We start from the raw sequence: 22,844 nt of genomic DNA, 5'->3' as shown, positions 1-22,844 counted from the left end.
CGACCTCGCCCATTCCCCCTCGAGCTTGCTGCCGCAGGAAGGCATCTACACTGAGAACTCGAATTACCGACTACCTCCCATACCACCGGCCGAGATCCGATTAACGTGCCCAGCATCTACCAGATCAAACCTGCTTTTCAAAACCTCTTGCGACCGCTGGTAAAACGATTGTTCGAAAACGGCACGACAGCCAACCAAATCACGTTGATAGCCGGTATCGGCTCAGTATTGGTGGGAGCGCTTATCGCGGGCTTTGTGCATCACACGTGGGTATTTGGGCTGGTACCGGCCTGGATGATAGTGCGCATGGCACTGAATGCCATCGATGGCATGCTGGCCCGGGAGTTCAATCAGCAGTCGCACCTTGGCGCCTATCTCAATGAGCTATGCGATATCGCAGCGGACTGCGCCCTGATCCTTCCTTTCGCGCTATTGCCGGACGTCAGCCTGTGGCTGGTGCTGTGGGTGACCCTGCTCGCCTTGTTCAGCGAATACGCCGGCGTACTGGGTCCCATGGTGAGTGCCTCGCGACGCTATGACGGCCCCATGGGGAAGAGTGATCGTGCGTTCATCTTAGGCGTCCTGGCTGCAGGTATCGCTCTGGGCTGGGTCAGCGCCTTCTGGATCAATTCGGTGTTCGCAGTCATCGCATTGCTGTTGGTTTACACGCTGATTAATCGAGTCAGGCAGGGCCTCCGGGAAGCAAGACAAAACAGCCCCTCAGCATAAGGAAATGACAATGCGCGATGCTCAACATCAAACATTCACGACGCATGACGGTGTGGAACTGGCCTACCGATATTGGCCAGGGTCCCCCGCCCCGGACGAACCTCACAAAGCCGTGCTGCTGTTTCACCGCGGCCACGAACACTCAGGGCGAATTGCTCACTTGGTAGATGAACTCAATCTGCCTGAATTTGCTTTCTTCGCCTGGGACGCTCGCGGCCACGGTCTCTCGCCCGGCCTTAGAGGTGACAGCCCGAGTTTTGCCACCAGCGTGCGCGATGTGCAGACCTTCTGCGATCACCTAAGCGCGACCTACCAGATTGATGAAGACAACATGGCGGTCGTTGCTCAAAGCGTCGGCGCGGTCATAGTCGCCACCTGGGTCCACGATTACGCACCGCGTATAAGGTCACTGGTGCTGGCATCACCGGCATTCAAGGTCAAGCTGTACGTGCCTTTTGCCCGACAAGGGCTCGCTCTGATGCGAAGGTTGCGTGGCAACTTTTTCGTCAACAGCTATGTGAAAGCCCGCTTCCTCAGCCATGACCCTCAACGCGTCGCCACCTACGACAGCGACCCGCTTATCACCAAGGCGATTTCAGTCAATGTTTTGCTCGGCCTTTACCAGGCCGCCGAGCGGGTCGTCGCCGATGCCCAGGCCATTCAAGTCCCTACACAGCTATTGATTTCCGGCGCGGATTTCGTGGTCCATCGCCAGCCTCAGGAACAGTTTTTCGATCGACTTGGCAGCCTGCACAAGGAAAAACATACTCTGCCCGGTTTTTTCCACGACACCCTGGGCGAGAAAAATCGTTGTTCAGCCGTTGCCAGCGCACGTCGCTTTATCCTACACAACTTCAAACAACCGACGGGTCGCCCCTCCCTGTTGGCCGCCGATCATCTGGGCCTGACCTGCGCTGAATCGGAATCCCTGGCCGCACCGCTGCCGCACAACTCCCTGCATGATCTGTACTGGCGAATGACCCGCGCCGGCATGCGTCTGGGCAGCCATCTGTCGTCCGGACTCAAGCTGGGTTTCGAGACCGGTTTCGACTCCGGCAGCACTCTGGACTACGTCTACCGTAATACACCCACCGGCACTTCTATCCTGGGTCGGATGATCGATAGCAATTACCTGAACTCCATCGGCTGGCGCGGGATTCGCCAACGCAAGTTGCACATCGAAAAACTTCTGCGCGTGGCCATGGCGCGCCTGCGCGACCAGGGTCGCGAAGTGCGAATCGTCGACATTGCCGCCGGGCACGGGCGGTACATCCTCGAAGCGTTGCAAGGCGTCAGCCCGTTACCCGAGTCGATACTGCTGCGCGATTACAGCGACATCAACGTGCGCGACGGCAGTGCGCTTATTACCGAGAAAGGCCTCGAGTCCATTGCCCAATTCGTCAAGGCCGATGCCTTCGACCAGGACGATCTCGCCGCACTCGAGCCCAAGCCAACCCTTGCGGTGGTATCCGGCCTGTACGAGTTATTTGCTGACAATCAAATGGTGGGCGCTTCCCTCGCCGGGCTGGCCGCAGCCGTCGAGCCTGGCGGTTATCTGGTTTACACCGGCCAGCCCTGGCACCCGCAGCTTGAACTGATCGCCCGCGCCCTGACCAGCCACCGCGCGGGCCAGGCCTGGGTCATGCGCCGACGCACCCAAGCGGAAATGGATCAGTTGGTAGCGGCCGCCGGCTTTCGAAAAATCGAAATGCGGGTCGATGAGTGGGGCATTTTCACCGTGTCCCTCGCCCAGCGGGTGAAGTGATGCCGCTGACATCTTCGTTGGAACGCGAGCCAGGCCTGCTCAAACCCGCCGTGCTCTGGCTGCTGCTCTTAGCGCCGCTGTTCTTCGGGTCCTATGGCTTTGCCACCTGGGTCACCACCCAGCGCGACGATGTCGGCAGCTTGGTGTTTGGATGGGAACAATACATACCGTTCTGGGGCTGGAGCATTATCCCCTACTGGTCCATCGACCTGCTCTATGGCCTGTCACTGCTGCTGCCCAAAACCCGCGAGGCACTCAAACGCCACGCTTTGCGCCTGATTACGGCCCAACTGATCGCCGTCAGTTGTTTTCTGATCTGGCCGCTGCGCTTTACCTTCGTACGACCCGAACTGGACGGCATATTCGGCTGGCTGTTCGATGTCCTCGCGGGTTTCGACAAGCCGTTCAATCAGGCGCCTTCATTGCACATTGCGCTGCTGGTGGTGTTATGGACCTGCTATCAACAGCACTTGCGGGGCATCTGGCGAGGTTTGATGCATGGCTGGTTCATCCTGATCGGTGTCTCGGTACTGACCACGTACCAGCACCACTTCATTGATCTGCCGACCGGCGCCTTGCTCGGCTGGCTGTGCGTCTGGCTGTGGCCACTGGATGCTCCCAGCCCTTTACACGGTGCCGGCCTGACCAGGAACAGAAAACGCTGGCAACTGGCGCTGTATTACAGCCTGGGCGCTGCGGTCTTCATGATCCCGGCGTTCACGTGGGGCGGCGCGTGGCTCTGGTTTATCTGGCCAGCGGTGGCGCTGCTACTGGTAGCACTCAATTACGCCCTGCTCGACGCTCGGGGTTTTCAAAAGCGCCCCGATGGCAGGCTGCCACCTGCGGCACGCTGGCTGCTCGCACCCTACCTGGCAGCGGCCAGCCTCAACTTGCGCTTGTGGACCCGGAACCATCCCCAACCTGACCTTTTAACCGACGACGTTTGGCTCGGACGCCTGCCTGGCCGAAGGGAGCTTGAGAATTCGCCGTTCAAGGCCCTAGTCGATCTGTGCGCCGAACTGTCAGTCAATCCAGGCTCGATCACTTACTACTCGCTGCCGATACTGGACCTTACGGTTCCGACCGCCGCGCAATGCCAGCAGGCGGCCGAAGCGATCGAAAAGCTGCGCCAACACGGTCCGTTGATTGTCTGCTGCGCCTTGGGCTATTCACGCAGTGCGACCGCGTGCGCCGCCTGGCTGTTGCACAGCGGTCGGGCTGCAAGTGTGGATGAAGCCTGCCGGCTGATTCAGCGTGCGCGTCCCGGTGTCGTTTTAGGCCCTCAACACCGACTGACGCTGGGACAAGTGTTCTCCAGCACGGAGCGTGCTCGTGTCCATTGATATGCACCTGCAAGTAACGGCCAGCTTACTGCGTCGTGGCGGCTCACTGGACCGACTGTCTACTGGCATCACCCTGCTGGGAGCCCTTCTCGGTCTCAGCCAGTATTTTATGACCAGCCTGGAGTACTGGGGGCTGGTCTGCAGCGCCTCGCTTGTGCTGCTCGGCGTTTTGCAAAAATACTGGGCACTGCGGGTCGCTTTCGACGCGGACCTGTTCCAGAACCTGGCCACCGACGCTCACCACATCTCTGACCTTACCGAAGCGCTGGACCAAGCGCTCGCGGCGCTGCGTCTGCAGTCCAGTGGCCGGGGCGGTCGTCCCTGGAACGAACGTATAAACGGTGCGCTGAAGCTTTTGCGCCGCCAGGCGCTGCTGGTGGCTGCACAAGTCCTGCTAACCGCGTTCTTCATCCTGGCTGGCCCTTGGCTAACCTTTACTGGATAAGGAGGTTTCATGTTCGAGCCTGTGGTTGCCACTTTCATTACTTCTGGCGCCCGCCTTCTGACGGGAGCTCGCAGCCTGTGGCTTGGTTGTGCGCCGCAAGCGGAACAACGCATCTACTTTGCCAACCACAGCAGTCATGGCGATTTCGTCCTGTTGTGGGCTTCATTACCACCGGCGTTGCGCACCATTACCCGGCCAGTGGCCGGCACGGACTACTGGCTCAAAAGCGGTCTGCGTCGATACCTCATCAACCGGGTATTCAACGGTGTACTGATTGACCGTGAGCGCAAGGAGCCCAGCGAGAACCCCTTGCAGCCAATGCTGGACGCCTTGGCAAAGGGTGATTCGCTGATCATCTTTCCCGAAGGCACACGCAATCTGGAGGACGGCCTGTTGCCGTTCAAAAGCGGGTTATACCACCTCGCGAAATCTTACCCCCAAGTCCAATTGATTCCAGTCTGGATAGCCAATCTCAACCGCGTCATGCCCAAGGGACGAGTCCTCCCTTTGCCACTGCTATGTACTGTCAGCTTTGGCGCCGCACTGTCCGTGGACGAGGACGAAAGCAAGACGCAGTTTCTTGAACGCAGCCGCAATGTGCTGCTGAGCCTGGCTGAGGAGCAAGCCTGACATGGATAGGCAAACATTGATGTTGTTCGCCGGAATTGGAGCGTTTCTGCTGCTGGCTTCTGTGACTGGGTTCTTCCTCAAACGCCGCAGTCACGGCACATCCAACCCTGTGATCGACAACCTCAACGCACGGATCAACGCTTGGTGGGTGATGGTGCTGGTCATCGGGATTGCCTTCTGGTTGGGCACCACCGCTGTGATCCTGCTGTTCTACACCGTGTCCTTCTATGCCCTGCGCGAGTTCATGACCCTGACGCCGACCCGCCGCAGCGATTACCCGGCGCTGGTGGCGGCTTTCTACCTGGCGCTGCCACTGCAGTACCTGCTCATCTACTACGATTGGTACGGGCTGTTTTCGATCTTTATTCCGGTGTACGTTTTCCTCCTCCTGCCAATCCTGGCGTCGCTCGGAGGCGACAGCACGCACTTCCTGGAACGCGCCTCGAAAGTCCAGTGGGGCCTGATGATCGCCGTGTTCTGCGTATCGCACGTGCCCGCCCTGCTGACCCTCGACATTGCCGGTTATGAAGGGCGAAACCTGCTGTTGATCGCCTACCTGGTGATCGTCGTGCAAATGTCGGATGTACTGCAGTACGTGTGCGGCAAACTGTTCGGCAAACGCAAAATCGCCCCCAACCTGTCGCCGTCCAAGACACTGGAAGGCTTTATTGGTGGCATCCTGCTAGCGTCACTTATCGGTTGCGGATTGTGGTGGATCACGCCGTTCACTCCATGGCAATCATTGCTCATCGCTCTGCTGATCAACCTGCTGGGTTTCGCCGGTGGAATCGTGATGTCAGCGATCAAGCGTGACCGTGGCGTGAAGGATTGGGGGCACATGATCGAAGGTCACGGCGGCATGCTAGACCGGCTGGATTCAGTGTGCTTTGCAGCCCCAATCTTCTTTCATCTGGTTCGGTATGGGTGGACCTGATTGCTTTCGTTTTGGAGGTGACTCGGGTGATCCAGCCTATGCGATATTAGGAATCACTCGAACACAAAAAAGGGCGCCATTGGCGCCCTTCTTGATTGCTCTGAATCAATGCTGCAGAGCAGGTTGCTGCGTCCCGTTGATAGGGATGCGCTTGGCTTTCGCCTCTTCCGGCACGACGCGCAGAAGGTCAATGCTCAGCAGACCATTACGCAGGTCGGCGGCTTTGATCTCGATGTGGTCCGCCAGGCGGAACGACAACTTGAACGCACGTTGGGCGATGCCTTGGTGCAGGAAGGTCACGCCTTCGGTTGCATCGCGTTTGCCACCACTGATGGTCAGCACACCCTTCTCGACTTGCAGGTCCAGGTCTTCTTCCTGGAAACCGGCTGCCGCTACGACGATGCGGTATTGATCGTCGCCGTGTTTTTCAACGTTGTAAGGCGGGTAGGTGCTGCCTGGTTCGTTGCGCAAGGCGGTTTCAAACAGGTCGTTGAAACGGTCGAAACCCACCGAGGAACGGAACAGGGGCGCCAGGGAAAATGCAGTACTCATGATTCAAAATCTCCTGAAGATAATCAGCAAGGTTCTATGTCTCCGCGACCCGAATTCGGCATCGCGTAACCCTTAGATAGGGACCACTGATTACATTTCAAGAGGTTTTTTGAAGATTTTTTCAGGCCGCTTCGCGAACTTGCAAACCCAATAAACGCGAGACCTGATCGAGTTCGGTTTCGCGTCGCAGCACGGTGAACAATTCGACTGCTTCGGGGTAGTTGCGGGTCAGCATCGCCAGCCATTGCTTCAGGCGGCCGGGTGATTGGCGGGGTGTCATCTGTGCCTTGGCTTGCAGCCAGAAGTCCTGGATGAGCGGCAACAGTTCGGCCCAGGTCATCTCGACGACGTCTTTACCGGCTCGCGCCGCAGCGATTTGACGCGCCAGGTCGGGACGCGACACCAGGCCGCGACCGAGCATGATGTCTTCCACGCCACTGATTTCGCGGCAGCGACGCCAGTCTTCGACGCTCCAGATATCGCCGTTGGCGAACACGGGCACCTTGACCACGTCCTGCACTCGCGGGATCCATTCCCAATGAGCAGGTGGCTTGTAACCGTCGGTCTTGGTTCGTGCGTGCACGACGATGTGAGCCGCACCGCCTTCGGCCAGCGCCGTGGCGCAGACCAGCGAGCCGTCAGGACTGTCGAAACCCAGGCGCATTTTGGCGGTGACCGGGATGTGAGCCGGAACCGCGCGGCGCACATGCTCAACGATCTGGTTCAGCAGCTCAGGCTCTTTGAGCAGAACGGCGCCACCGCGGGATTTGTTCACGGTTTTGGCCGGGCAACCGAAGTTAAGGTCGATTACCTGGGAGCCCAGTTCGCAGGCCAGCGCGGCGTTTTCCGCCAGGCAAACCGGGTCGGAACCCAGCAACTGCACGCGCAGGGGCACGCCGGCAGCGGTTTTGGCGCCGTGCAGCAGTTCAGGGCCGAACTTGTGGTAATAGGCAGGCGTGAGCAGCTGGTCGTTGATGCGGATGAACTCGGTCACGCACCAATCGATGCCGCCCACACGAGTCAGCACGTCCCGCAGGATGTTGTCGACCAACCCCTCCATGGGCGCCAAAGCAATTTGCATGAAAAACACACTCGACGAAAAACGTGCCGCAGTTTACTGGATTGCGCGGGGAATCGCAGATTCCTTGTAGGAGTGAGCCTGCTCGCGATAAACGATGACGCGGTGTAATGGCTAAACCGCGCCGCCCGAATCGCGAGCAGGCTCACTCCCACACTAGATTTGGGTGGTGTTCAATTCTTGCGACAACAACGCCGGCCCGTAGCCCTCGATAAACTCTGCCGGCATGCGCTTGGGCTTGCCGGTGGACAGCTCGATGCAGACGAACGTGGTTTGCGCCCTCAGCAACGTGGTGTTGTCACTGGGGCGCTTGAGTTGAAAGTGCCGGGTCATTTTCAGGCGCTGGTCCCAATCGACAATCCAGGTTGCCAACTGTAATTCCTCGCCTTCATAGGCGGCCGCGAGGTAATCGATCTCGTGACGCACCACGGCCATCGCCCGGTCCAGACGCCGATACTCGACCAGATCCAGGCCCAGACGCTGGGAGTGGCGCCAGGCGCAACGCTCGAGCCAGGTCACATAGACCGCGTTGTTCGCGTGCCCCAGCCCGTCGATGTCCTCGGCGCCCACTTCCAGGTCAATGATAAATGGCGTTGCCCGATCCCAGCCCATGCCCCACTCCCAGTCAGAATTTTCGACCGGGGCAGTGTAACGGATGCTCAAGCGGATTGGCGCGATTGCAGGCTACGTCCGGCCAACAGTGATAACACGCCATCAATGACCCGAGGATCGGCCAGCACTCGCTGATGACCGCCCGCCTCCAGACGCAACAGGCGACTGTCAAACCAGGCTTCATGGATCAGCTGAGATTCTTTGGCCAGGACAAAATCATCATCGTCGGCATGGACGATCAGGCCCGGCATGTCGAGCTGATAGTGCGCAACATCCAGCGTGGTGGCGCGCATGCCGACGTCGTTCTCGACCTGACGAATGAATGCCGAGCGCGCCTTGGGCGGCAGCCGCACGTAGCGCGCAAAACCACGCAGGACCCCAAGAATTCGTGCCGGGGCCGCAATGGTTACCAGGGTTTCAGTGCGCAGGCCCAACTGCACGGCGAGCATCGCACTGGCGCCCCCCATGGAATGGCCGATGACAGCGCGCAGCGGTGGCAACTCAGCGGCGGCTTCGAGCATGGCGCGGGCGAAGAGCACGACATTTGCCTCTCTACCCGGAGAACGACCATGTGCCGGGCCATCCAGCGCAACCACGCTATAACCGGCCTCTACAAGTGCGGTGATCAGACTGGCGAACTGCGTGGGGCGCCCTTCCCAACCGTGCATCAGCAAGACCGCCGGCCCCTGCCCCCAGCGCAGTGCGGAGAGACCGAAGCGCAACGTGATGCGCTCGGAATTTGCCAGCAACGGCAACTCCCAATCACGCGGTGGCCGCGTGCGCGGGGTCATGAATGCGAGTCGCATTTTGCTTGCGACCAACTGCGGTGCAAACCAGCCCAAGGTGCCATTAACGCCACGAACCCACTTTAACGCGTTCATCGCTCTCACTCCCCAGGCGTTCGCCTTCAGGTCATTGCACCGCTGATTTTGCGGCGCGCAGCAATCGATCAGACAACTCTCCCGGCCCCAGCGCCCGCGCCAGAGCCAAACCACCCACCATCAAAGCCATGTCGGCCAGGGCCTTTTCGGTTTCTTCCGGGCTGGCCGCCAACTGCGCGACCATCATCTCCACGTGCTCATTCAGCGCGACACGAAATGCGTCTGGCAGCCGCCCCAATTCGCCGACAGACGCCGGGATCGGGCAAGCGGAATCAGAAGAGTCACGGTGTTTGCGCGACAGATAAAACGCAGCGACCAACGCCCGCCGCTCTTCACCGGTCAACTGGTCATCCATATCGGCGATCAGCTCACGACGATGACCGAGCAACTGTTTGAACGCCTCCAGCATCATGGCGTCCTTGCTTTCGAAGTGCGCATAGAAGCCGCCAACCGTCAGGCCAGCAGCCCCCATCACCTCGCCCACGCTCGGTTCGGCCGGGCCGCGCTGAATCAGCGCTGCGCTGGCGGCCTTGAGGATGCGTTCGCGGGTTTGAGCTTTTTTATCGTTCATCGTTGCCTCCGAATATTACGACTAGAATATTATTCTCATAATAATTTTCCGCAAGTCGTGGATGTGACCGCTGGTCTGAAGAACAGTGTGAGAGAAATTGGGGGGTTTGGCCAAACGCCAGACAAACAAAAGGGCCATTCAATAATTGAATGACCCTTATAAAATCCCGCAGAGCGGGTAATCGTGGCGTCCCCTAGGGGACTCGAACCCCTGTTACCGCCGTGAAAGGGCGGTGTCCTAGGCCACTAGACGAAGGGGACGCAAAACCTTCTATACAACTGATCAGTGCTGAGAGCTGATCGATTCAAGGCCGGTGTGGCCAGACCTTGAACTGTAAAATTGGTGGAGCTTAGCGGGATCGAACCGCTGACCTCCTGCATGCCATGCAGGCGCTCTCCCAGCTGAGCTAAAGCCCCGGATTTTTCGCCTCGCGGCGGAGCGACATCTTGCAACATCGCTTCTGTAAAACTGGCGTCCCCTAGGGGACTCGAACCCCTGTTACCGCCGTGAAAGGGCGGTGTCCTAGGCCACTAGACGAAGGGGACGCAAACCCTTCTATACAACAGATCAACGCTGAGTGTTGATCGCTTCAAGGCCGGTGTGGCCAGACCTTGAAGTGTAAATTGGTGGAGCTAGACGGGATCGAACCGTCGACCTCTTGCATGCCATGCAAGCGCTCTCCCAGCTGAGCTATAGCCCCTCATCGCTGAGGACGGGGCGAATCTTAATGGCGCATCGAAAGGCTGTCAAACTTATTTTTAAAATATTTCAAAGTTTTTTGCCGACATAACAATCACTTACCGCCCTTCCCCCGTAAATCCGGGGATGTATCCGTTCCTGTAGCAGCTGCCGCAGGCTGCGTTCGAGTGCGTAGCACTCGCTCCACCGGACGCCTTGCCCTTTCAGGCAGATTACGTGGCGGCCATCAAGGACTGCTTCGCAGCCCAACGCAGCCTTCGGCAGCTGCTACAGGTGAACGTCATCAATGACGGGTGAGCGTCAAGGGTTCGGCAGGTCAGGCGATGTTGCCCAAGAGTTTTTCCCACTCTTTGTTTTCTTTCTTCGACACACCACCGAGCAAGTCGATCGCCTGGCGCAGACGGAAACGAGTCAGGTCCGGCCCAAGGATCTCCATCGCATCCAGCACCGAGACCGAACTGGCCTGGCCCGTGATCGAGGCGAACATCAGCGGCATGGCGTCACGCAGCTTCAGTTCCAGGGATTCGACCACCGCCTGAATCGTCGCGGTGATGCTGTCCTTCTCCCACTGCCGCAGGCTCTCAAGCTTCCACAGGATCAACTGCATCAGCTGACGCACCTGATCGCTCGACAGCTTCTTCGATTCAAACAGCTTCGCATCCGGGTTCACGCCGCCAGCGAAGAAGAAGCCGGCCAGCGGTGCGACCTGGCTGAACGTTTCAACCCGGCCCTGTACGTGCGGTGCGATCTTCATCATGTATTCAGGATTCAGTGCCCAGGTCTGCAGGCGCGAAGCAAACTCTTCCACCGGCAGATCACGCAGCCACTGGCCGTTGAGCCAGGACAGTTTCTCGATGTCGAAAATCGGCCCGCCCAGGGAAACGCGCTTCAGGTCGAAGTTGTCGACCATTTCCTGCAGCGAGAACTTCTCGCGCTCGTCCGGCATCGACCAGCCCATGCGGCCCAGGTAGTTCAGCATCGCTTCCGGCATGAAGCCCATGCGCTCGTAGAACGTCACCGAGGTCGGGTTTTTGCGCTTGGACAGCTTGCTCTTGTCCGGGTTACGCAGCAGCGGCATGTAGCACAGCTCTGGTTGTTCCCAGCCGAAGTACTCGTAAAGCAGGATCAGTTTCGGCGCCGATGGCAGCCACTCTTCACCACGCAGCACGTGGGTGATGCCCATCAGGTGGTCATCGACCACGTTGGCCAGGAAGTACGTCGGCAGGCCGTCGGTCTTCATCAGTACTTGCATGTCCATGCGATCCCACGGGATCTCGACGTCGCCACGCAGCATGTCCGGAACCACGCAAACGCCTTCACTCGGCACTTTCATGCGGATCACATGAGGTTCGCCAGCGGCCAGGCGGCGCGCGACTTCCTCAGCGGACAGCAGCAGCGCACGGCCGTCGTAGCGCGGGGTTTCGCCACGCGCCATCTGCTCGGCGCGCATCTGGTCCAGTTCTTCGGCGGTGCAGAAACACGGGAACGCGTGGCCCATTTCGACCAGCTGCTGGCAATACTTCTGATAGATCTCGCCCCGCTCGCTTTGACGATAAGGACCGTGCGGGCCGCCCACGTCCGGACCTTCGCTCCAGTCGATACCCAACCAGCGCAGGGCGTCGAAAATCTGTTGTTCGGACTCGCGGGTCGAACGCAATTGATCGGTGTCTTCAATCCGCAGGATGAACTCACCGCCATGCTGCTTGGCAAAGCAATAGTTGAACAAAGCGATGTAAGCGGTACCTACGTGGGGATCCCCGGTAGGCGATGGCGCGATGCGAGTGCGGACGGTGGTCATGGCAAGTCTCGAAATGAAGATAAAACAAAGGGCGAATGGTAACAGGCGACAGCGGCCCGGCTCCAGTCAGCAGGGCATTTAAGCCAAGGTTGCGCCTACAAAGTGCTGATTGCCCGGTGAATGGCCAAATATCAGCCAATGGCATTTACCGTTTATCGGCTGTATGCGAGATTCACCGGCTGATAACTTTCCTTACAATTTCTCGACTACAGTCTGCCCCATGCCTGCCCAACTCAAGCGTCGCCTGTTTATTTTCCTGTTGATCGTCCTGTTGATCGCCGGGGGCTTCTTTGCCCATTGGTTCTTCAAGGGACGGTTTTACGAAAGCACCGACAACGCCTATGTGCAGGGCGAGATCACCCGCGTCTCGAGCCAGCTGGGGGCGCGTATCGATGAGGTGCTGGTGCATGACAACCAGCACGTGGAGAAAGGCCAGTTGCTGATCAAGCTTGAAGGCGATGATTTCCACCTCGCAGTCGACCGGGCCAATGCCACCCTCGCCACTCGCCAGGCCGAACGCCTGCAAGCCCAGAGCAAACTCACTCAACAAGCCAGCCAGATCGCCGCCAGCGACGCACAGGTCGCCTCCAGCCAGGCCAGCCTCAGCCGCTCGCAGATCGATTTATCCCGCGCCGAAACCTTGCGCAAACCCGGCTATGTATCGGAAGAACGGGTCACCACTCTCTCCGCTGACAATCACATTGCGCGCTCGCAAGTGACCAAGGCCCAGGCGGATGCGCAAAGTCAGCGCCAGCAAGTCAACGCCCTGAGCGCCGAAATCAAGCGCCTGGACGCCATGATTGCCAACGCCAAAACCGACCTGGCCCAGGCCGAACTGAACCTCACTCGCAGCGAAATCCACGCGCCCATCAGCGGCCTGATCGGCCAACGCGCCGCGCGCAATGGCCAATACGTGCAGGCTGGCGCCTATTTGCTGTCGATCGTGCCGGATCAGGACATCTGGATTCAGGCCAACTTCAAGGAAACCCAGATCGGCCACATGCAGCCCGGCCAGAAAGCCGAACTGACGTTCGACGCCTACAGCGACACCCCGATCGAAGCCCGGGTCGACAGCCTGTTCGCCGCCTCGGGCGCACAGTTCAGCCTGCTGCCGCCGGACAATGCGACCGGCAACTTCACCAAAGTCGTACAACGGATTCCGGTAAAACTGACCTTCGCCGCGGACAATCCGCTGCACGGCAAGATTCGCCCGGGCATGTCGGTCACCGCCAAAGTGAACATCAAAGACGCCCCTGACGATGGCCGGTGATCAACTGATCCGCCCGGCCGGCGAACCGACTCGCCGGGACTGGATCGCCGTCATGAGTGTGATGCTCGGCGCCTTCATGGCCGTGCTCGATATCCAGATCACCAACTCGTCGCTCAAGGATATTCAAGGCGCACTGTCGGCCACGCTCGAAGAAGGCTCGTGGATTTCCACCTCCTACCTGGTCGCGGAAATCATCATGATCCCGCTGACCGCCTGGCTGGTGCAGTTGCTCTCGGCACGCCGGCTGGCGGTGTGGGTTTCGCTGGGATTTCTCGTGGCCTCGCTGCTCTGCTCGATGGCCTGGAGCCTGGAAAGCATGATCGTTTTCCGCGCCCTGCAAGGCTTCACGGGCGGCGCACTGATCCCGCTGGCGTTTACCCTGACGCTGATCAAGCTCCCCGAACACCACCGCGCGAAAGGCATGGCGATGTTTGCCATGACCGCCACGTTTGCACCTTCAATCGGCCCGACGCTGGGCGGCTGGCTGACTGAAAACTGGGGCTGGGAATACATCTTCTACATCAACATCCCACCGGGCCTGATCATGATTGCCGGCCTGATGTATGGCTTGGAGAAGAAGGAAGCACACTGGGAACTGCTCAAAAGCACGGACTACATGGGCATTCTCACCCTGGGTGTCGGCCTCGGCTGCTTGCAGGTTTTTCTGGAGGAAGGCCATCGCAAGGACTGGCTGGAATCGAGCCTGATTGTTTCCCTGGGCAGCATTGCGCTGATCAGCCTGATCACCTTTGTGATCGTGCAAGTGTCAAAACCCAATCCGCTGATCAACCTCGGCATCTTGCGCAATCGCAACTTCGGCCTGTCGAGCATTTCCAGCCTGGGGATGGGCGTCGGGCTGTACGGTTCGATTTACCTGCTGCCGTTGTACCTGGCGCAGATCCAGAACTACAACGCCTTGCAGATTGGCGAAGTGATCATGTGGATGGGCGTTCCGCAGCTGTTCCTGATTCCGCTGGTGCCCAAGCTGATGAAGTACATCTCGCCCAAGTGGCTGTGCACCCTGGGCTTCGGGCTGTTCGGGCTGGCGAGTTTTTCGTCAGGGGTGCTGAACCCGGATTTTGCCGGGCCGCAGTTCAATCAAATCCAGATTATTCGCGCGCTGGGCCAGCCGTTGATCATGGTCACCATTTCGTTGATCGCCACCGCCTACATCCTGCCCCAGGATGCGGGGTCGGCATCGAGCCTGTTCAATATCCTGCGTAACCTGGGCGGCGCGATTGGCATCGCCCTCCTCGCCACGCTGCTGGACGCGCGAACGAAGACGTATTTTGATTACTTACGCGAGGCGCTGGTGCCCACCAACCCGCAGGTGGCCGAGCGAATGGCGTCGATGGCGGACAGGTTCGGCAGTGAAACGGCGGCGCTGGGCAAGCTGAGCGAGATCGCCCATCAACAGGCGTCGATCATGGCGTACAACGATGCGTTTCATTTTGTGGGGATTGCGCTGGGGATCAGCATGATCGCGGTGTTGCTGACCAAGAAATTGCCGGTGGGGCTGAAGGCTGGCGAGGCTCATTGAAACCGGGTTGCCCCCATCGCGAGCAGGCTCACTCCTACAGGTTTTTCGGGTATTCACGCGATCGTGAACGTTGCGAAGCCCATTGTAGGAGTGAGCCTGCTCGCGATGAGGCCAGCCCAGGCACCGCGAATATCAAACAGCAATCAACCGATCCCGCAACTTGGTGATTTCATCGCGCATCTGCGCCGCAGCCTCAAACTCCAGATCACGCGCAAGCTGATACATCTTCTCTTCCAGGGCCTTGATGCGCTTGGCCACTTCGCCCGGCGAGCGCAGTTCGGCTTCGTACTTGGCACTTTCCTCGGCAGCCTTGGCCATGCCTTTGCGCTTCTTGCTGCGCGAACCCGGCACGGTGGCGCCTTCCATGATGTCGGCAACGTCCTTGAACACACCCTTGGGCGTGATGCCGTTGGCCAGGTTGAACGCGATCTGCTTGTCGCGCCGGCGTTCGGTTTCGCCAATCGCGCGCTCCATCGAACCGGTGATCCGGTCCGCGTACAGAATCGCCCGGCCATTGAGGTTACGCGCCGCGCGCCCAATGGTCTGGATCAACGAACGCTCGGAGCGCAGGAAGCCCTCCTTGTCCGCATCGAGGATCGCCACCAGCGAGACCTCTGGCATGTCCAGGCCTTCACGCAGCAGGTTGATCCCCACCAACACATCGAACGTGCCCAGGCGCAGATCGCGAATGATTTCGACCCGCTCCACGGTGTCGATGTCCGAGTGCAGGTAGCGCACCCGCACACCATGATCCGCCAGGTAATCGGTCAGGTCTTCGGACATGCGCTTGGTCAACGTCGTCACCAGCACTCGCTCTTCGAGGGCCACACGCTTGGTGATTTCCGACAGCAGGTCGTCGACCTGAGTCAACGCCGGACGGATCTCGATTTGCGGATCCACCAGGCCGGTCGGCCGCACCAATTGCTCGACAACGCGCCCGGCGTGCTCCGCCTCATAGTTACCCGGCGTGGCGGAAACGAAGATGGTTTGCGGGCTGATGTTTTCGAACTCATCGAAACGCATCGGCCGGTTATCCAGCGCCGACGGCAGGCGGAAGCCGTACTCCACCAGGGTTTCTTTGCGGGAGCGGTCGCCCTTATACATCGCGCCCACCTGCGGCACGCTGACGTGGGATTCGTCGATCACCAGCAAGGCGTCGGCTGGCAGGTAATCAAACAAGGTAGGCGGCGCCTGGCCGGACTCACGGCCAGAGAGGTAGCGCGAGTAGTTTTCGATGCCGTTGCAGTAGCCCAGTTCGAGGATCATCTCCAGGTCGAAACGGGTGCGCTGCTCCAGCCGCTGCGCTTCTACCAGCTTATTGTTGGAACGCAGATAGTCCAGGCGCTCCTGCAACTCGACCTTGATCCCTTCGATGGCGCCGAGCAGGGTTTCTCGCGGTGTCACGTAGTGGCTTTTCGGATAAAACGTGAAGCGCGGCAGTTTGCGGATCACTTCACCCGTCAACGGATCGAAAGCTGACAGGCTCTCGACCTCGTCATCGAACAGCTCGATGCGAATGGCTTCGAAATCGGATTCCGCCGGGTGAATATCGATCACATCACCGCGCACCCGGAAGGTCGCACGAGCAAATTCCATGTCGTTGCGGGTGTATTGCAGGTCCGCCAGGCGACGCAGCAAGGCACGCTGATCGAGCTTGTCGCCACGATCCACGTGCAAGACCATCTTCAGATAGGTTTCCGGGCTGCCCAGGCCGTAGATGCACGACACCGTGGTGACGATGATCGCGTCCTTGCGCTCCAGCAACGCTTTGGTCGCGGACAGTCGCATCTGTTCGATGTGGTCGTTGATCGAGGCGTCTTTCTCGATGAAGGTATCCGAGGACGGCACATAGGCTTCAGGCTGATAGTAGTCGTAGTAGGAAACGAAATACTCGACGGCGTTATTGGGGAAGAACGCCTTGAACTCGCCATACAGCTGCGCGGCCAGTGTCTTGTTCGGCGCCAGCACCAGGGTTGGACGCTGAACCTGAGCGATGACGTTGGCGATGCTGAAGGTCTTGCCCGAGCCGGTCACACCGAGCAACGTCTGGTGCGCCAGCCCGGCTTCGATGCCCTCGACCATCAGGCGGATGGCTTCCGGCTGATCGCCGGCGGGCTCGAAGCGGGTGACTAGCTGAAATTCAGACATGCATACCTCATGGTTCTCGGAGCAAAGAGTCGCGCCAGTCCGGTCAAACCGGCAGCAACGAGAAAGGCCGCAAACGACTGACGTCGCCCGAGGAAAAAACTTGATTGTGGTCAATGTGGAGTCGATTGCCCACGCTTTCAAGGCAAAAGTCCTACATCCCTTGAAGTCTTTGACGCGGGCATTCGACTAACGGTCGAAAAATATTCCAAAAAACTTACCCGAAAAGCCGATTCGTCTGTCGCCTTCAATCGCCGATGGCCTCTATACTAGCTCCCCGTTTGTGCACCGCTCTAGTGCATTCGGCTGGAGCGCGACACGTCCCTCCACTCTCCATTCAGAGCCGCCGCAAAAATGAGCCTGTTCTCCGCTGTCGAAATGGCACCACGCGATCCAATCCTGGGCCTCAACGAAGCATTCAACGCCGATACCCGTACCAATAAGGTCAACCTGGGGGTGGGTGTTTACTGCAACGAGGAGGGGCGAATTCCACTCCTGCGCGCCGTTGTCGAAGCCGAGACGATTCGCGTCGCTCAACACGCTTCCCGTGGCTACTTGCCGATCGACGGTATCGCCGCCTACGACCAGGCCGTGCAAAAACTGCTGTTTGGCAATGACTCGCCGCTGATCGCTTCCGGCCGCGTCCTCACCACCCAGGCTGTTGGTGGTACCGGCGCACTGAAAATCGGTGCCGACTTCCTCAAGCAGTTGCTGCCGAACGCTGTCGTGGCAATCAGCGACCCGAGCTGGGAAAACCACCGCGCTCTATTTGAAACCGCCGGTTTCCCGGTGCAGAACTATCGCTACTACGACGCGGCAACACACGACGTCAACCGTACGGGTCTGCTGGAAGACCTGAACGCCCTGCCGTCCGGTTCGATCGTTGTGCTGCACGCTTGCTGCCACAACCCGACCGGCGTTGACCTGAGCCCGGCAGACTGGAAAAACGTCCTGGAAGTGGTGAAAGCCAAAGGTCACGTGCCGTTCCTCGACATGGCGTATCAAGGTTTCGGCGATGGCATCGACGAAGACGCCGCCGCCGTGCGCCTGTTCGCGGATTCGGGCCTGACCTTCTTTGTCTCGAGCTCGTTCTCCAAATCCTTCTCGCTGTACGGCGAGCGCGTTGGCGCCCTGTCGATCGTCAGCGAATCGAAAGAAGAAAGCGCGCGCGTGCTGTCGCAAGTGAAACGCGTGATCCGCACCAACTATTCCAACCCGCCGACCCACGGCGCAAGCATTGTTGCTGCCGTGCTGAACAGCCCGGAATTGCGTGCGAAATGGGAAGAAGAACTGGCTGAAATGCGCCTTCGCATTCGCGGCATGCGCACCCAGATGGTCGACCTGCTGGCAAAAAACGCCCCGCAGCGTGACTTCAGCTTCGTGGGTCGTCAGCGCGGCATGTTCTCCTACTCCGGCCTGACGGTTGAGCAAGTCACCCGTCTGCGCAACGAGTTCGGGATCTACGCCCTGGACACCGGCCGTATCTGCGTGGCTGCACTGAACCAGAGCAACATCAAGGCCGTTACGGATGCGATTATTCAGGTTATCTGAAGCGCGTCGTGATGTGAAAAAACGGGAAGCCATCGAGCTTCCCGTTTTTTATTTGTTGCAGATAAATCTCAAAGCCGAGGCTCAGCCCTCTAAACTCCACACATCTACCCTGTAGGAGCGAGCTTGCTCGCGAAGGACGTTAACGATAACGCGTACTATCTGGTGAGCTCACCGCCCTCAAGTTTTTCGCGAGCAAGCTCGCTCCTACAGGTGTGATGTACATCCCGAGATTTTGACGAGAACCCACATGAAAAACGATGACCTACGCGCTGACCGCGATGATCTGGATGAACTGGACCATTTCGTCCCTCGCACCCCGGCCAAACGTGGCAATAACCTTGTGATGCAAGTAGCCGCTGGCGTGTTTCTCGGCGGCCTCGCCTTATGGCTGGTGCAACTGGCCGCCACGACGCTCTACGCCAAACTGATGCTGGGCACTTTTACCTTTGGCGGTTAAGCCAGTTCGGTTGCACGCTGGCTGGCGGCGTCGTCATAGGCAACATAGAGCGATTCAGCGACCTGGCTTTTGATCGCCTTGGTGCTTTCCAGACCGAGGACGAAGCCTTCAGCCTTACCGCCCGCCCGATTCAATTCGTCAGCCGTGCTGGCCTGAGTGATTGCATCGAATAGTTTCTCGGCGTGGGGGCCGACACCTTTAGGCAGGCTGATCTGAGCGATAGTCATGCGATCACCTCGGTAGTTTGAGGCGGGAGGACTGAGTGATTCATAACGCGTACCTTTTCGGCGAATGGCCGGCAGCGCGTGTAACCACTTCCGGGCGGCCATGGTAGACCTCTGAACCGATTCTGGTAACCGCCAATGACCGATTAACCACCGCCCGTCCCGATGAATCCGTCAAGTTAGCAACAGATGCTTGACTTCTCTTTTTGAATCAGTAACATACACGCCATTCCGCGATAGCTCAGTTGGTAGAGCAAGTGACTGTTAATCACTGGGTCCCTGGTTCGAGTCCAGGTCGTGGAGCCAGACAAGGTTCCAGAGAAGGCTACTAAAATCTCTGAAACCCCCGAAAAACCCGCCTTCTGGCGGGTTTTTTCGTTTTTGCGTTCCGTCGGATTCCGGTGGATGCCACTGCAGCCAGATTGCGCCGAAAGTCCTCAACGCTGTTGGCCTGCGGGGAGCGGCCGTGGCACTCGTGCAGGGTCAGGGTTTCGACTTCGGAGACCTCTTCAATAAGGGCTTGCGTCAGTTGGCAGCTCCTTTACGGGTGACAGGCTCGGCAGCAGGATTGAAGACCGGCTCGCGACGGGGCAAACGGCCGTTGAGTACGGCGTACGCCACCAGACCAATCAGCAGCCCCCAGAACGCCCCACCGATCCCGAACAAAGTGATGTTGGCGGCAGCAGCCAGGAAGGTAATCAGCGAGGCTTCGCGGGATTTGGCATCGACCATTGCACTGGCCAGGCTGCCGCCGATGGTGCCCAGCAGGGCGAGCCCGGCCAGAGTCGTGATGAAGGATGCCGGGAAAGCCATGAACACCGCAGCGAGGGTCACGCCGAAGACCCCTACGAGGATATAGAAGACGCCCGCAGCAATGCCGGCGATCCAGCGCTTGGAGGGTTCTTCATGGGCCTCCTTGCCGGTGCAGATGGCTGCTGTAATCGCCGCGATGTTGAACGCGTGGGAACCAAAGGGCGCCATGAGCAAGGAGCCCAACCCGGTGAGGGTCACGATCGGATTGGCACTGGTGCTGAACCCATCGTTACGCAGTACCAGCATGCCAGGCATGTACTGACCGGTCAGGGTGATCAGAAACAGCGGCAGCGCGACACTGAGCAAAGCATTGAGCGAGAACTCAGGCACGGTGAATACTGGTGCCGCGAGTTGCAGCCCCAGCCCCGACAAATCGACACGCCCCTGAATCAGCAGGAAGGCCAGCCCCAATGCCAGAATGCCCACCACCGCGTAGCGTGCGGTAAATCGTTTGAGCAGGATGTAGGCAACAATCAGCAACCCGACCAGCATCGGGTCAATGCTCATGCCGCCAAAAGCACTGATGCCAAACTGCAGCAGGATACCGGCCAGCAACCCTGCGGCCACACCAGGCGGGATCAGTCGGATGACTTTTTCGAAGTAGCCGGACAAGCCCAGCAGCACGAAGGCAGCAGCCGAGATCATGTACGCGCCCACCGCCTCGGCATAGGGCGTGGTGGCCAGGGCGACGACCAGGAACGCCGCTGCGGGTGTCGACCAGGCGGTGATGATCGGCTCGCGAGAAACCCAACTGAGGAACAGCCCGGTAACGCCCACGCCAATCGACACGGACCACACCCACGAAGCTGTCAACTCAGGGCTCAGCCCAGCTACCTTGGCTGCCTGGAAGACCAGAATGAAGGTGCCGCCATAGTTGACAATGACCGAGATCAGACCGGCGACAATCGGGTGAATGAGATCGCTGAAGCGAACAGATGACTTGGATGTTGACGAAGGCATGGCTTAACTTGCTCCTTGCAAAGCGAGGTACTTGGCCTCGACTGGAAAGTGATTTATAGCGCTGAAATGGCCCGTTTGACCCATACACTTTTGCGCATGAAACCAGACCGCTTGTCGGGCCTGCGGCGGTCCTTGCCTGGCCATGCACGCGTGCCCGCAGGTCTTGTTCGGCCTGATAGGCAAGTTCCATGAACACCACCAAGCGTTGGATCGCCGAGCACAAAGGCAATAGCGATGGACAGAGTCTACGGGTAGACTGGCCTGCCTTTGCAGGCCAATTTATTCATCTATGGCAGACCGCATGGCGAAAACCTTCGAACTCGAAACGCTGAAAATGCGACTCAACGACGCCGAGTTTCAGCTGCTGGATCTACACCAGCGGATTCAGCGCGCCCTGCGTGCACTGATCCTCGACGGTGCCCTTGACTCTGGCCTGAAGCTGCCGGCAACCCGGGTCCTGGCCAAGACGCTCGGCGTTGCCCGCGACACGGTCGAGAACGCCTACGTGCAATTGCACCGTGATGGCTTCATCGTGCGGCGCGAGGGCTCGGGCAGTTATGTATCCGAGACGGTGGGCACTGAATTGCGCGGGGCTGCGCGCCGGCGCCTGAAATTGCAAGACACCAAACGCAGCGAGGCGGCGCCAGGACCGGGCTTGAGCCGGCGCGGCCGGATGATTTTCGACAGTGGTGGAGTTACCGATCAACAGGTGATCAAGGCCTTTGCCACAGGGCTGCCGGAAACCCGCACCTTCCCCACCGATGTCTGGGAACGCCTGCAACGCCAGGTCATGAAGGACTACCGGGGCAATGTTCTGCTGCACGGAGACCCGCAAGGCGCAGAGCCTCTGCGCAAGGCCATCGCCACCTACTTGAACCTCGAACGCGGGGCCAAATGCTCCCCCGACCAGATTCTGGTGTTGAGCAGTACTCGCCAAGCCCTGTTCCTGTGTGCCCAGTTGCTAGTGGACGCCGGCAAACCGATCCTGCTGGAAAACCCGGGGTACTACGGCGCCAAGAAGGCCTTTGAAACGGCCGAGACCAAGGTCGTGCCCATTGACGTCGATGCCCTGGGCATACGTACGGATTTGCTGCAGGCAGACCGCAGCGGCGCCAATTGCGTCTATGTCACGCCTTCACATCAATACCCCACCGGAGCGACCTTACCGCTGGAACGCCGACTCGAACTGATCAATTGGGCGGCCGAACATGGCAAGTGGATCATCGAAGACGACTACGACAGCGAGTTCCACTATGAAGGGCTGCCGACCGCGTGCGTGCAGGGCCTGGACAAATACCAGCGCACGATCTACCTCGGCACCTTCAGCAAGACGCTCTATCCGGGGTTGCGGATGGGCTACATGGTGCTGCCTTTCGAGCTGGTCAAAGCCTTCACCTACGCGCGCAGCATCATGGATGGCCACACGCCACAGATCCTTCAACTTACCCTGGCGCGCTTCATGGAAGACGGCCACTACAACTCCCATGTCCGGGCCATGCGCAAACTCTACGCCGGACGCCGTGCAATCATGCTCAATGCCATTGACAAGCACCTGGACGGTATTGCCACGGCCTTATGCCCTCAAGGCGGGCTGCAGATTCCCTGCCTGCTGGCCGATGGCTGGTCGGAGGAAAAGACCATCCGCCAAGCTGCCAGCGCGGGCGTGCAACTGCCCGGCCTCAGCCGGCTGTACGCGGGCGCGGAGAAGAAACAAGGTTGGCTATTGGGGTATTCGTCCTTGAATGCCCATGAAATCGAAGCAGCCATGCTGCGCCTGGCCAATGCGCTGAAGGACAACAAATAGCTGGCCGGGCTGCAGCACACCGTGTCCTTTTCTGCGCAACGTT

20 protein-coding genes and 5 tRNA genes are annotated in these 22,844 nt (G+C 59.2%); 12 read left to right on the top strand and 13 right to left on the bottom strand.

Features of this window, described 5'->3' with window-relative positions; genetic code table 11:
* The first annotated feature begins 105 nt into the window (after positions 1-105).
* Genes GBC55_RS07350 through GBC55_RS07325 form a run of 6 tightly spaced genes read left to right on the top strand, consistent with a single transcriptional unit; the run spans position 106 to position 5,846 of the window.
* The gene (locus GBC55_RS07350) at positions 106-729 is read left to right on the top strand and encodes a CDP-alcohol phosphatidyltransferase family protein (protein ID WP_162439726.1); all 624 of its coding nucleotides are present in this window, start codon (positions 106-108) and stop codon (positions 727-729) included.
* A gap of 10 nt (positions 730-739) precedes the next feature.
* Positions 740-2,494: a bifunctional alpha/beta hydrolase/class I SAM-dependent methyltransferase gene (locus GBC55_RS07345; protein WP_162439727.1), complete on the top strand. Its 1,755-nt coding sequence runs from the start codon at positions 740-742 to the stop codon at positions 2,492-2,494.
* Positions 2,494-3,837: a phosphatase PAP2/dual specificity phosphatase family protein gene (locus GBC55_RS07340; RefSeq protein ID WP_162439728.1), complete on the top strand. Its 1,344-nt coding sequence runs from the start codon at positions 2,494-2,496 to the stop codon at positions 3,835-3,837. The genes GBC55_RS07345 and GBC55_RS07340 overlap by 1 nt, the downstream gene beginning before the upstream one ends.
* The gene (locus GBC55_RS07335) at positions 3,827-4,282 is read left to right on the top strand and encodes a hypothetical protein (RefSeq protein ID WP_162439729.1); all 456 of its coding nucleotides are present in this window, start codon (positions 3,827-3,829) and stop codon (positions 4,280-4,282) included. The genes GBC55_RS07340 and GBC55_RS07335 overlap by 11 nt, the downstream gene beginning before the upstream one ends.
* 9 nt (positions 4,283-4,291) lie before the next feature.
* The gene (locus GBC55_RS07330; RefSeq protein WP_162439730.1) at positions 4,292-4,912 is read left to right on the top strand and encodes a lysophospholipid acyltransferase family protein; all 621 of its coding nucleotides are present in this window, start codon (positions 4,292-4,294) and stop codon (positions 4,910-4,912) included.
* Between the two features lies 1 nt (position 4,913).
* Positions 4,914-5,846 (top strand): phosphatidate cytidylyltransferase, encoded by a 933-nt coding sequence (locus tag GBC55_RS07325; RefSeq protein ID WP_162439731.1) that lies wholly within the window; start codon positions 4,914-4,916, stop codon positions 5,844-5,846.
* A 105-nt stretch (positions 5,847-5,951) separates the two neighbouring features.
* On the opposite strand, the gene GBC55_RS07320 is transcribed toward GBC55_RS07325, so the two are convergent.
* The 10 genes from GBC55_RS07320 to gltX all read right to left on the bottom strand — a co-directional run bounded on the left by GBC55_RS07320 (position 5,952) and on the right by gltX (position 12,037).
* Positions 5,952-6,398, bottom strand: a complete 447-nt coding sequence (locus GBC55_RS07320; RefSeq protein ID WP_162439732.1) for an Hsp20 family protein — start codon at positions 6,396-6,398, stop codon at positions 5,952-5,954.
* Positions 6,399-6,519: 121 nt separating this feature from the next.
* Positions 6,520-7,479, bottom strand: coding sequence for a tRNA-dihydrouridine synthase (locus tag GBC55_RS07315; protein ID WP_162439733.1), 960 nt, complete (start codon positions 7,477-7,479; stop codon positions 6,520-6,522).
* 153 nt (positions 7,480-7,632) lie between these two features.
* Positions 7,633-8,088 (bottom strand): thioesterase family protein, encoded by a 456-nt coding sequence (locus tag GBC55_RS07310; RefSeq protein WP_162439734.1) that lies wholly within the window; start codon positions 8,086-8,088, stop codon positions 7,633-7,635.
* Positions 8,089-8,135: 47 nt separating this feature from the next.
* Positions 8,136-8,969: an alpha/beta fold hydrolase gene (locus GBC55_RS07305; RefSeq protein WP_162439735.1), complete on the bottom strand. Its 834-nt coding sequence runs from the start codon at positions 8,967-8,969 to the stop codon at positions 8,136-8,138.
* Between the two features lie 31 nt (positions 8,970-9,000).
* On the bottom strand, positions 9,001-9,540 hold the full coding sequence (locus GBC55_RS07300) for a TetR/AcrR family transcriptional regulator (protein ID WP_162439736.1): 540 nt from the start codon (positions 9,538-9,540) through the stop codon (positions 9,001-9,003).
* Positions 9,541-9,724: 184 nt separating this feature from the next.
* Positions 9,725-9,800 (bottom strand) — tRNA-Glu (locus tag GBC55_RS07295).
* Positions 9,801-9,880: 80 nt separating this feature from the next.
* Positions 9,881-9,956: transfer RNA gene (locus GBC55_RS07290), tRNA-Ala, on the bottom strand.
* 53 nt (positions 9,957-10,009) lie between these two features.
* Positions 10,010-10,085, bottom strand: a tRNA-Glu gene (locus GBC55_RS07285).
* Between the two features lie 79 nt (positions 10,086-10,164).
* A tRNA-Ala gene (locus tag GBC55_RS07280) sits at positions 10,165-10,240 on the bottom strand.
* Positions 10,241-10,555: 315 nt separating this feature from the next.
* Positions 10,556-12,037, bottom strand: a complete 1,482-nt coding sequence (gene gltX, locus GBC55_RS07275) for a glutamate--tRNA ligase (protein WP_162439737.1) — start codon at positions 12,035-12,037, stop codon at positions 10,556-10,558.
* A 220-nt stretch (positions 12,038-12,257) separates the two neighbouring features.
* Here gltX and GBC55_RS07270 point away from each other — a divergent pair, with 220 nt between their 5' ends.
* Together GBC55_RS07270 and GBC55_RS07265 are read left to right on the top strand one after the other, a co-directional pair.
* Entirely contained in the window at positions 12,258-13,307 is a 1,050-nt protein-coding gene (locus GBC55_RS07270) for an HlyD family secretion protein (protein ID WP_162439738.1), read from the top strand.
* On the top strand, positions 13,297-14,847 hold the full coding sequence (locus GBC55_RS07265; RefSeq protein ID WP_162439739.1) for an MDR family MFS transporter: 1,551 nt from the start codon (positions 13,297-13,299) through the stop codon (positions 14,845-14,847). The genes GBC55_RS07270 and GBC55_RS07265 overlap by 11 nt, the downstream gene beginning before the upstream one ends.
* Before the next feature lie 132 nt (positions 14,848-14,979).
* Here the strand turns inward: GBC55_RS07265 and uvrB are convergent, their stop codons facing one another.
* On the bottom strand, positions 14,980-16,995 hold the full coding sequence (gene uvrB / locus GBC55_RS07260) for an excinuclease ABC subunit UvrB (protein WP_162439740.1): 2,016 nt from the start codon (positions 16,993-16,995) through the stop codon (positions 14,980-14,982).
* Positions 16,996-17,346: 351 nt separating this feature from the next.
* Between uvrB and GBC55_RS07255 the strand changes: the two genes are divergently transcribed.
* Together GBC55_RS07255 and GBC55_RS07250 are read left to right on the top strand one after the other, a co-directional pair.
* The gene (locus GBC55_RS07255; protein ID WP_162439741.1) at positions 17,347-18,543 is read left to right on the top strand and encodes an amino acid aminotransferase; all 1,197 of its coding nucleotides are present in this window, start codon (positions 17,347-17,349) and stop codon (positions 18,541-18,543) included.
* 247 nt (positions 18,544-18,790) lie between these two features.
* Entirely contained in the window at positions 18,791-19,000 is a 210-nt protein-coding gene (locus tag GBC55_RS07250; protein ID WP_162439742.1) for a hypothetical protein, read from the top strand.
* Here GBC55_RS07250 and GBC55_RS07245 read toward each other — a convergent pair.
* Positions 18,997-19,227 (bottom strand): hypothetical protein, encoded by a 231-nt coding sequence (locus GBC55_RS07245; protein WP_162439743.1) that lies wholly within the window; start codon positions 19,225-19,227, stop codon positions 18,997-18,999. The genes GBC55_RS07250 and GBC55_RS07245 overlap by 4 nt on opposite strands.
* A gap of 227 nt (positions 19,228-19,454) precedes the next feature.
* Between GBC55_RS07245 and GBC55_RS07240 the strand changes: the two genes are divergently transcribed.
* Positions 19,455-19,530: transfer RNA gene (locus GBC55_RS07240), tRNA-Asn, on the top strand.
* A 219-nt stretch (positions 19,531-19,749) separates the two neighbouring features.
* Here the strand turns inward: GBC55_RS07240 and GBC55_RS07235 are convergent.
* Positions 19,750-20,997, bottom strand: coding sequence for a benzoate/H(+) symporter BenE family transporter (locus tag GBC55_RS07235; protein ID WP_162439744.1), 1,248 nt, complete (start codon positions 20,995-20,997; stop codon positions 19,750-19,752).
* A 301-nt stretch (positions 20,998-21,298) separates the two neighbouring features.
* On the opposite strand from GBC55_RS07235, the gene GBC55_RS07230 reads away from it, so the two are divergent.
* A complete protein-coding gene (locus GBC55_RS07230) occupies positions 21,299-22,801 on the top strand; it encodes a PLP-dependent aminotransferase family protein (RefSeq protein WP_162439745.1) in 1,503 nt (500 codons plus the stop codon).
* Positions 22,802-22,844 lie beyond the last annotated feature (43 nt).

The sequence above is a fragment of the Pseudomonas sp. TNT3 genome (assembly GCF_010095445.2).
In the GTDB taxonomy this organism is placed as follows: Bacteria; Pseudomonadota; Gammaproteobacteria; order Pseudomonadales; family Pseudomonadaceae; genus Aquipseudomonas.
Note: the sequence above shows the minus strand (reverse complement) of the source record. Positions and strands in the feature narration are given on the sequence as shown.

Bases quoted from the DNA above. Each gene is read 5' to 3' on its own strand.
- GBC55_RS07230 (WP_162439745.1), top strand. From the start codon at position 21,299: ATGGCGAAAACCTTCGAACTCGAAACGCTGAAAATGCGACTCAACGAC.
- GBC55_RS07320 (WP_162439732.1), bottom strand. From the start codon at position 6,398: ATGAGTACTGCATTTTCCCTGGCGCCCCTGTTCCGTTCCTCGGTGGGT.
- GBC55_RS07270 (WP_162439738.1), top strand. From the start codon at position 12,258: ATGCCTGCCCAACTCAAGCGTCGCCTGTTTATTTTCCTGTTGATCGTC.
- GBC55_RS07310 (WP_162439734.1), bottom strand. From the start codon at position 8,088: ATGGGCTGGGATCGGGCAACGCCATTTATCATTGACCTGGAAGTGGGC.
- GBC55_RS07305 (WP_162439735.1), bottom strand. From the start codon at position 8,969: ATGAACGCGTTAAAGTGGGTTCGTGGCGTTAATGGCACCTTGGGCTGG.
- GBC55_RS07245 (WP_162439743.1), bottom strand. From the start codon at position 19,227: ATGACTATCGCTCAGATCAGCCTGCCTAAAGGTGTCGGCCCCCACGCC.
- GBC55_RS07265 (WP_162439739.1), top strand. From the start codon at position 13,297: ATGGCCGGTGATCAACTGATCCGCCCGGCCGGCGAACCGACTCGCCGG.
- gltX (WP_162439737.1), bottom strand. From the start codon at position 12,037: ATGACCACCGTCCGCACTCGCATCGCGCCATCGCCTACCGGGGATCCC.
- GBC55_RS07325 (WP_162439731.1), top strand. From the start codon at position 4,914: ATGGATAGGCAAACATTGATGTTGTTCGCCGGAATTGGAGCGTTTCTG.
- GBC55_RS07345 (WP_162439727.1), top strand. From the start codon at position 740: ATGCGCGATGCTCAACATCAAACATTCACGACGCATGACGGTGTGGAA.
- GBC55_RS07340 (WP_162439728.1), top strand. From the start codon at position 2,494: ATGCCGCTGACATCTTCGTTGGAACGCGAGCCAGGCCTGCTCAAACCC.
- GBC55_RS07250 (WP_162439742.1), top strand. From the start codon at position 18,791: ATGAAAAACGATGACCTACGCGCTGACCGCGATGATCTGGATGAACTG.
- GBC55_RS07315 (WP_162439733.1), bottom strand. From the start codon at position 7,479: ATGCAAATTGCTTTGGCGCCCATGGAGGGGTTGGTCGACAACATCCTG.
- GBC55_RS07235 (WP_162439744.1), bottom strand. From the start codon at position 20,997: ATGCCTTCGTCAACATCCAAGTCATCTGTTCGCTTCAGCGATCTCATT.
- GBC55_RS07330 (WP_162439730.1), top strand. From the start codon at position 4,292: ATGTTCGAGCCTGTGGTTGCCACTTTCATTACTTCTGGCGCCCGCCTT.
- GBC55_RS07255 (WP_162439741.1), top strand. From the start codon at position 17,347: ATGAGCCTGTTCTCCGCTGTCGAAATGGCACCACGCGATCCAATCCTG.
- GBC55_RS07300 (WP_162439736.1), bottom strand. From the start codon at position 9,540: ATGAACGATAAAAAAGCTCAAACCCGCGAACGCATCCTCAAGGCCGCC.
- uvrB (WP_162439740.1), bottom strand. From the start codon at position 16,995: ATGTCTGAATTTCAGCTAGTCACCCGCTTCGAGCCCGCCGGCGATCAG.